The organism is Nonomuraea sp. NPDC049141, assembly GCF_040648415.1.
In the GTDB taxonomy this organism is placed as follows: domain Bacteria; phylum Actinomycetota; class Actinomycetes; order Streptosporangiales; family Streptosporangiaceae; genus Nonomuraea.
Window position 1 is genome coordinate 1 of the sequence record NZ_JBEZDR010000219.1, and the last position, 1,425, is coordinate 1,425.

The 1,425-nt window shown below is 58.7% G+C and carries 1 protein-coding gene; it reads left to right on the forward strand.

Annotated features, from left to right (window positions below):
* Positions 1–379: 379 nt before the first annotated feature.
* Entirely contained in the window at positions 380–1,168 is a 789-nt protein-coding gene (locus AB0B91_RS65990) for a hypothetical protein (RefSeq protein ID WP_358343224.1), read from the forward strand.
* Positions 1,169–1,425 lie beyond the last annotated feature (257 nt).

Sequence of the window (1,425 nt, forward strand, 5' to 3'; positions counted from 1 at the left end):
GACCCAGAACCCACTCCCGCACACACTTACCGCTTAACCTGCAGAAACAGGATCACGCGAAGATCGATTCATACACCACGTCCGTGGACGTGACCTTAGCTTGATCCACTTCCACCGGCGTACACCTGTGTCCAGGGATGTTGTTAGCAGCGCTGTTAGCAAGATCCGAGAAACCCCAACGAAGCGATCAAGCGCCGCCTCGTCATACTCGGCGACGCGAGGTTGGGCTGGACCTGTGGCCCTGGACGTCGATAATCCCATCAGACGGCTCGGCCCAAGGCCCAACCGAGATCGCCGCCACATCAACTATTCAGCTCAGACCAGGGCATACTCGAAGAAACGCCACCAGCCGCCCTACGCCATTCGATAGCATCTCTCAATGACCGGGCATTTCTGCGCCGACTGCAGGCGTGAATACCTTCAGGAAGAGCTTGATCGCAATCCATCAGGGCAGCGTAAGTGCAGCGCCTGCGGCAGCAAGCGAGTAGACGTTGAGGTCCACCCACCAACGATCGTCGCGAAGGCCCAAGTTGGCACACCATCGATCATGATCACGACTCACCTTTGGACCACATGGATGGGTATCGCGATTGATCAGGCGCACGCAGCCCTTCAAGCTCGCCAGGAGGCATTGAATGGATCAAGCGATAGCTGGTCCGGTCACCTAACGCAGGAATTCAATGCAGCGATAGTTGCCGTCGCTGGCTCAGCCCATGCCCTCGATGCCCTCTATGGGTCAGCGGCTGTCCCGGCAAGCATTCGCGCTCCGTTCCTTGGCAAGGGAACCAAGAGGCACGGGAAGATCAGGGAAGCGCTGAAGGCCATCTACAATACCGGGCCAGTAAATACTTTCTGGAACCGGGAATTCGAATGGCTCTTTGAACTGCGGGATGCCGCAGCACACGCCGAAGAAAAGCCACGACCACCGGTATCTCATCCACTTGGAACGAATACAGCATACGAGCAGGTGGCTTACTCGGCCGAATCCGCGCTTCGCGCTGCATCATTCGCGCTCTCGGTTCTCCGGCGATGTGCAGACTTCCCGAGGCCTACAGTCTCGGAATCGGTTGCATGGGCAAGCGCTCACCGACGCGCTGTCGATGATCTGGAACAACGGTGGAATTCGCAAACCAACACCATCGGCGTGAATCCCACCAGCACAAGCTAGCGCTCTGATCATCTCGTAGGCCATCGATTCAGCGCGTAGCAGCAGCGGGCCGAGGACGGAGTGTCAAGCTCGGCTCTGCGTGTACCTTCGCAGGTCGCCGTTCCTCGATCATGCGTTGTCCTGCGGTCAGAGCCGGGCTTGAACGGAGGAGCCGGTCTGCTGCAGGGCTCCGGCGTAGTGGAGTTTTGTCCGGTTTCTCGATCATGTGAGGTTGAGGACGGTGAGCGTGCGGGTGGCGTCGCGCGAGATGTGGCGGA

What these genes read in the sequence shown, in the direction of transcription:
- AB0B91_RS65990 (WP_358343224.1), top strand. Translation starts at nt 380, where the DNA reads ATGACCGGGCATTTCTGCGCCGACTGCAGGCGTGAATACCTTCAGGAA.